The following is a 6939-nucleotide window of genomic DNA, read 5'->3' as shown; positions in this document are numbered from 1 at the left end:
GAATCTTTTTAAGCACCAATTGCGCTGCATACGTTCTGTTATTAGCTTGTTCAATCACTAACGAACTATCACTATCTAAAACTGCATCTTCAACAACTAAATTACGTCTTACCGGTAAACAATGCATGAATTTAGCATCGCCAATTTTTTCTTTGGTTATCATCCAATTTGGGTCTGTATTTAACACTTTGCCGTAACTTTCATAAGAACTCCAGTTTTTGGTATATATAAAATCGGCATTCTTAAAGGCCTCATTTTGGTTGTGATAAATTGGTATTTCTCCAGTAATTTCAGGGTTCAAATTATAACCTTCAGGGTTCGTAATCACAAATTCCACATCCATTTTTTGCATGGCTTGAACAAAGCTATTTCCAACAGCATGCGGCAAGGATTTTATATGTGGTGCCCAACTTAAAACTACTTTTGGCTTTTTAACCTTAGCATGTTCAGAAATCGTAATGGCATCAGTCAAACCTTGTAACGGATGTCCTGTTGCGCTTTCCATATTCATAATAGGAACAGAAGCATATTTTTTAAATGAATTCAAAACATGTTCGCTTTCATCGTTAACTTTATCAGTCAACGATGGAAAAGCTCTAACCGCAATAATATCGCAATATTGTGAAACCACTGCCGCTGCTTCTTTAATATGTTCTGCGGTGTTACCATTCATAATTGTACCATCACCAAACTCAATACCCCAAGCATCACCAGACACATTCATCACTATAGGATTCATGCCTAAATTCAAAGCTGCTTTTTGTGTACTTAAACGCGTACGCAAACTAGAATTAAAGAATAATAATCCTAAGGTTTTGTTTTTCCCTAACTCAATATTCTTAAGCGGATTTGCCTTTAATTGTTTTGCTTCTTCAATCCACACATTGATGTTGTCTATATCGTTTATGGAGGTGTAATTCATCTTTTCTACTTTATTTTGGTAAACGACACCTTATTATCCATAGCATTCACTATAAAATTATCTTCCAATCCGTTTACAATCCATGTTTCTATATTTGCCTTTTTAGTTACGGAAGCTGCTTCAACTTTTGATTGCATCCCTCCACTACCATGTGATGACTTAGAATTTACAACTTGCGAGTGTAATGTATCAAAATCCGTGACTTCTTCTATAGTTTTTGGCGCATCATTATTAATAGACGCTTTGGTATAAATACCGTTTGTATTGGTCGCAATTATAAATAATTCTACATCGAGTAAAGATGCTGTTAATGCCGCTAGTTTGTCATTATCCCCAAATTTAATTTCATCTGTAGCTACCGTGTCATTTTCATTAATAATTGGAATATAGTTATTGTTCACTAATACTTTTATAGTATTCATAATATTGGCTCTACTTTCTTCTTTTTCAAAATCGGAATAAGACAATAAACATTGAGAACTCAACAAACCATATTCTCTAAAAATTTCTTGGTATATGCGAATTAAATGCGGCTGACCAATAGATGCCAATGCCTGCTTTACAAATACCTCTTCCTGCTTGCTCTCTAATTTCACAAACTGTTTTGCAACTGCAATAGCCCCAGAACTCACAATAATAAACTCACAAGTATCTTGAAGTTTTGCAATTTGACTTGCCATATCTTCAATCTTACCTCTGGAGATATTATCGGTTTCTTTGGTTAGTGTATTCGAACCTATTTTTAGTAATATGCGTTTCTTTTTTTGCATGCTATCTTATTTGTCCGTTTCCATGAACATACCATTTATTAGTTACCAAATGCTGTAATCCTATTGGTCCTCGTTGATGTAATTTATCGGTGCTAATTGCTAATTCACCACCTAGTCCTAACTGACCTCCATCTGTAAATCGTGTAGATGCATTATGATAAACTGCTGCAGTATCTACATTTTCCATGAACAATTTAGCTTCGTCTTTATTTCTAGTAATTATAGATGAAGAATGTCCACCAGAATATGTATTGATTTTAGCAATAGCATCGGCATTCGATACTATTTCGCCTATAACAATTTTATAATCTAAAAACTCTTCATACCAAATATCATCTGATTCGAAAGCACTTATATCATCAAGCTGACATGTTGCTTCATCTCCTAAAATCTCGATATTAAAAGCTTTCAATTTAGAAATCAACTTTTGAATGAATTCATTTTTATTAGGTAGGTTTTTATCAATAAGAACCTTGTCTACTGCATTACATGCCGAAATTTTTGATTTCCCATTCATGATAACATTTAAAGCAATACCTAAATCAGCGTTTTCATGTACATACACAAAATTGTTTCCACGTCCGCTAATAATCACAGGACAGGTAGCATGTTCTTTTACAAAAGCAATTAAACGTTCGCCACCACGTGGTACTATTAAATCTACTTTTTGAGTTGGTTTTTCTAAAAAGTCTTGAGTCTCTGTTCTATTGAATTGTAAATATTCTACCCAATCTTTAGAAGCGTTATTTTCTTCTAAAGCTTCATGCCATAACGCAACTATTTTTAAATTTGAACACAATGACTCTTTTCCGCCTTTAAGCAATATTTTGTTACCCGATTTAAAAGCTATTCCTGCAGCTTCAACCGTTACATCTGGTCTTGATTCATAAATAATTAAAACCGCTCCGAAAGAGGCTGTTTTATTATAGACTTGCATACCATTATCATGCTTAAAACTAAAACGTTCCACACCAACCGGATCATCTTGAGACGCCAAATGTGTTACTGCTTTAATCATTTCGTCAACTTTAGAATCATCAACTTTCAAACGGTCAAACATCGAAATATCATCACCTTTATAGGCATCTAAATCAGTTTTATTAATACTGATTATTGCTTCACGTTCACGTTCTAAAAGCACTGCCATTTTAAGCAATACTGAATTTCTGGTTTCTATGGATAATAGTGTATTCATTTTTTATTCAACGGTTGTTTTAACTTCAGCCAACGCTTCAATTAAGGCTTTAAAAAACATATTAATATGCTCTTTTCTGACGGTTAATGGCGGTAATATTCTCAATAACTTTTTATTTGAAGCTCCACCAGTAAAAATATGGTGGTCGTAAATTAGTTTTTTTCTAAGGTTGCCAACTTCAAAATCAAATTCTAAACCAAGCATTAATCCGCGTCCTTTAATATTTTTCACCTGTGGAATGGTTTCAGCAATCTTCGTGAAGTAATCAGACATCACATTAACATTATCCATCAACTTTTGCTCCTCAATCACATTTAAAACCGATAAGCCCGCTGCACATGCTAAATGATTCCCACCAAAAGTAGTCCCCAACATACCAAATTTTGCTTCAATATCTGGATGAATTAAAATGCCCCCAATAGGAAAACCATTACCCATTCCTTTCGCTATAGCAATGATATCTGGCGTTATATCATAATGCTGAAACGCAAAGAATTTACCAGAACGCCCATAACCAGATTGAACCTCATCAGCAATAAACATGGTATTATTGGATTTACAAAGCACATCAACTTGTTCAAAGAAATCAGAAGTTCCTTGATCTAAACCGCCAACACCCTGAATAAACTCAACAATTACAGCACAAACATCACCCTTTTCCAATTCAGCTTTTACACCTAAAACATCATTCAATTCCAGAATCGTTACCTTTTGTTGCGCGTTTATTGGCGCTATGATATTTGAGTTATCAGTTGCTGCTACTGCCGCAGATGTGCGCCCGTGAAATCCATTTTTAAAGGCTACAACTCTAGATTTTCCTGTTTTAAAAGACGCTAATTTCAAAGCATTCTCATTAGCTTCTGCTCCTGAATTACATAAAAACAATTCGTAATCTTTACAATCTGAAAACGCTACTAATTTATCAGCTAATTCATTTTGCAAAGGGTTTTGAATGGCATTAGAATAAAATCCAAGCTTAGCAACTTGCTCTGAAACAGCTTCAACATATTTAGGATGCGAATGCCCTATAGAAATCACGGCATGCCCACCGTAAAAGTCTAAATATTCGATTCCTTCTTCATCATAAACGTAAACACCTTTTCCTGAAACAGGCGTTACATTATATAACGGATACACATTAAATAGTGGCATTTTTGTTAGTTTTTTATTTGATTAATTTTATCAAAAGACACCGTAATACCTTTAATTAAAGACGAACTTAATCCTTGATGTTCCATTTCGTTTAAACCTTCAATAGTACACCCACCAGGTGTTGTTACTCTATCTATCTCTGCTTCGGGATGATTACCAGATTCTTTTAACAAAGTAGCAGCTCCAAAACAGGTTTGCACTGCCAATTGTTGTGCCTCGTGCGCTTCAAAACCCAATTGAATAGCGCCTTGTGTGGTTGCGCGAATTAATCGCATCCAAAAAGCAATTCCACTGGCACAAATAACAGTTGCCGCTTGTAATTGTTCTTCAGGAATTTCCATAGAACTTCCTAAACTGTTAAAAATAGTTTTGGCAAATTCAACTTTTCCTCTACCTCTTTCATTCGCAGAAAGACAAGTCATAGATTGTCCTACAGAAGCTGCAGTATTTGGCATGGCACGAATAATAACATGCTTCCCGCCAATTATATTTTCTATTTTAGCAATAGAAAAACCTGTAATTACAGAAATAATAACTTGCTCTTTTTTGAGTGTATATTTTAAATTTTCTAAAATCACTCTCAAATGTCTTGGCTGTACAGCAAAAATAATAATATCAGAATTTTTAACAGCCTCTTCATTATCTGAAGTTAAAATAACCCTATTATATCTCTTAAATTTTATTATGGAACTTGTATTTCTTTTCGTTAAATACAAAGAATCTACCACTTTATTCGTCAATAATCCTTTTGCAATTGACTGTCCTAAACTCCCTGCTCCAATAATTGCTACTTTCATAATTATACTTTTTTTCATTCCCTCGAAGGAGGAAATCTCTTTTATTTTTTTGGCGTTACCTCTAGGGTCGCGCTTTACGTTGCAAGTCCTCGTTCGTTCCTCACTGTGGGCTTTCCACTGCAATCACTAACGCTCCTCTGGTACGTGCTACAATACTCTAAAAATAAGTTGCTTTCAACCCTAATCCGGTTGTTTCCTCTAAACCAAACATTAAATTCATATTCTGAATAGCTTGTCCTGAAGCACCCTTTAATAAATTATCTATAACACTTGAAATCAATAATTTACCATTGTGTTTATGCAAATGCACCAAACATTTATTCGTATTCACCACTTGTTTCATATGTAAAAATTCATCTGATACAAACGTAAATTCGGCATCCTTATAAAAGGATTTATAAATATCTTTTGCATCTTCTACTGTGCCTTCAAAATCAGTATAAATCGTTGCAAAAATACCTCGAGAAAAATTCCCTCTATTAGGCATAAAAATAATCTCTGAAGCAAAATCATTTTGTAACTGATTAACGGATTGATTAATTTCTCCTAAATGCTGATGCGTAAACGGTTTGTAATACGAAAAATTATTATCTCTCCACGTATAATGCGTCGTTGCAGATAACGATGTCCCTGCACCTGTTGCTCCTGTCACTGCGTTAATATGCAAATCATTATTAAGCAAACCTTTATCCGCTAAAGGCAATAAGCCTAACTGAATGGCTGTTGCGAAACAACCCGGATTTGCTATATATTTTGCATTCTTAATATCCTCTCTTTGTAATTCTGGTAAACCATAAACAAAGGTTTTCCCTTTAAAAACTTTATCAGCTTTCAATCTAAAATCGTTTCCTAAATCAATAATTTTGGTGTTATCAGAAAATGTATTTGCAGATAAAAACTTAACGGAGTTACCATGGCCTAAACACAAAAATAATACATCAACATCTGAGTTTACTGTATCTGTAAACTTCAGATCTAAAGATCCAACCAAATCTTGATGCACTTTACTAATTTTGTTTCCAGCATTGCTTGTACTGAACACAAAATCAATTTCAGTTTCTGGATGGTTAATTAATAATCTAATCAATTCACCAGCTGTATAACCCGCACCTCCTATAATTCCAACTTGTCTCATACTTATAAATTTACCTGTTGATATATTTTGTTTTGATTTCCAAGAATTTTAATAAATCCTTTAGCATCATTAGCAGTCCAAGCTTTATTTTCTTCTCCATAAGTTCCAAACTTAGCACTCATTAAATCATGCTTTGAAACAATCCCGTCCAAAGAAAAATGATATGGTTTTAAAGTCACCGTTACATCACCAGAAACCATATCTTGACTACTTTGCAAGAACGCTTCAATATTACGCATTACAGGATCTAAATATTGTCCTTCATGCAAATGCATTCCATAGAAACTAGATAAATATTCTTTATGCTGTAACTGCCATTTAGTTAATGTATGCTTTTCTAACAAATGGTGTGCTTTAATAGTAATTAATGCTGCCGCTGCCTCAAAACCAACACGGCCTTTAATCCCAACAATAGTATCACCAACATGAATATCTCTGCCTATAGCATAAGGTGAAGCTAAATTATTTAAAACTTCAATATTAATTTCAGGATCGTTTTCTATACCGTTTACAGCTACCAATTCGCCTTCTAAAAAAGTTAGTTTTACTTTTTCGTCTTCGGCATGTTTTAATTGCGATGGGTATGCTTCATTTGGTAACGGTTTTTCCGACTCTAAAGTTTCTAAACCTCCAACGCTTGTTCCCCAAAGCCCTTTATTAATAGAATACTTTGCTTTTTCCCAAGACATATCAATTCCGTTTTCTTTTAGGTAATCAATCTCCTGTTGTCTTGTTAATTTCCCATCTCTAATTGGCGTAATAATTTTAATATTTGGCGCCAAGGTTTGAAAAATCATATCAAAACGAACTTGATCGTTTCCAGCCCCTGTACTACCATGTGCAATATATTCAGCATCAATACTTTTAGCATACTCAACTATTTCAATAGCTTGAATAATACGTTCGGCACTTACAGATAATGGATATGTATTATTTTTTAACACATTTCCGAAAATCAAATACTTCAC

At 34.1% G+C, this 6939-nt stretch carries 7 protein-coding genes; all 7 read right to left on the bottom strand.

From position 1 onward, the window contains the following. Positions 1 to 922, bottom strand: a 922-nt coding sequence (locus QZ260_RS03835; protein ID WP_295982909.1) for an acetylornithine carbamoyltransferase, incomplete at its 3' end; no start/stop codon positions are given. Positions 923 to 927: 5 nt separating this feature from the next. After that, a complete protein-coding gene (proB, locus tag QZ260_RS03830) occupies positions 928 to 1692 on the bottom strand; it encodes a glutamate 5-kinase (RefSeq protein ID WP_295982906.1) in 765 nt (254 codons plus the stop codon). Position 1693: 1 nt separating this feature from the next. After that, a complete protein-coding gene (locus tag QZ260_RS03825; protein WP_295982903.1) occupies positions 1694 to 2887 on the bottom strand; it encodes a glutamate-5-semialdehyde dehydrogenase in 1194 nt (397 codons plus the stop codon). Between the two features lie 3 nt (positions 2888 to 2890). Next, on the bottom strand, positions 2891 to 4039 hold the full coding sequence (locus tag QZ260_RS03820; protein WP_295982901.1) for an aminotransferase class III-fold pyridoxal phosphate-dependent enzyme: 1149 nt from the start codon (positions 4037 to 4039) through the stop codon (positions 2891 to 2893). A gap of 5 nt (positions 4040 to 4044) precedes the next feature. Next, a complete protein-coding gene (proC, locus tag QZ260_RS03815; protein ID WP_295982899.1) occupies positions 4045 to 4836 on the bottom strand; it encodes a pyrroline-5-carboxylate reductase in 792 nt (263 codons plus the stop codon). Positions 4837 to 4993: 157 nt separating this feature from the next. Next, complete coding sequence (gene argC, locus QZ260_RS03810) at positions 4994 to 5971, bottom strand: N-acetyl-gamma-glutamyl-phosphate reductase (protein WP_295982897.1); 978 nt, start codon at positions 5969 to 5971, stop codon at positions 4994 to 4996. Positions 5972 to 5973: 2 nt separating this feature from the next. Beyond that, on the bottom strand, positions 5974 to 6939 hold a 966-nt coding region (locus QZ260_RS03805), incomplete at its 5' end, for an argininosuccinate synthase domain-containing protein (protein ID WP_295982896.1).

It is taken from the genome of uncultured Algibacter sp., assembly GCF_905480415.1.
Taxonomy (GTDB): Bacteria; Bacteroidota; Bacteroidia; order Flavobacteriales; family Flavobacteriaceae; genus Algibacter_B.
This window is presented reverse-complemented; position numbering and strand designations above follow the sequence as displayed.

What these genes read in the sequence shown, in the direction of transcription:
- proB (WP_295982906.1), bottom strand. Translation starts at nt 1,692, where the DNA reads ATGCAAAAAAAGAAACGCATATTACTAAAAATAGGTTCGAATACACTA.
- QZ260_RS03825 (WP_295982903.1), bottom strand. Translation starts at nt 2,887, where the DNA reads ATGAATACACTATTATCCATAGAAACCAGAAATTCAGTATTGCTTAAA.
- QZ260_RS03820 (WP_295982901.1), bottom strand. Translation starts at nt 4,039, where the DNA reads ATGCCACTATTTAATGTGTATCCGTTATATAATGTAACGCCTGTTTCA.
- proC (WP_295982899.1), bottom strand. Translation starts at nt 4,836, where the DNA reads ATGAAAGTAGCAATTATTGGAGCAGGGAGTTTAGGACAGTCAATTGCA.
- argC (WP_295982897.1), bottom strand. Translation starts at nt 5,971, where the DNA reads ATGAGACAAGTTGGAATTATAGGAGGTGCGGGTTATACAGCTGGTGAA.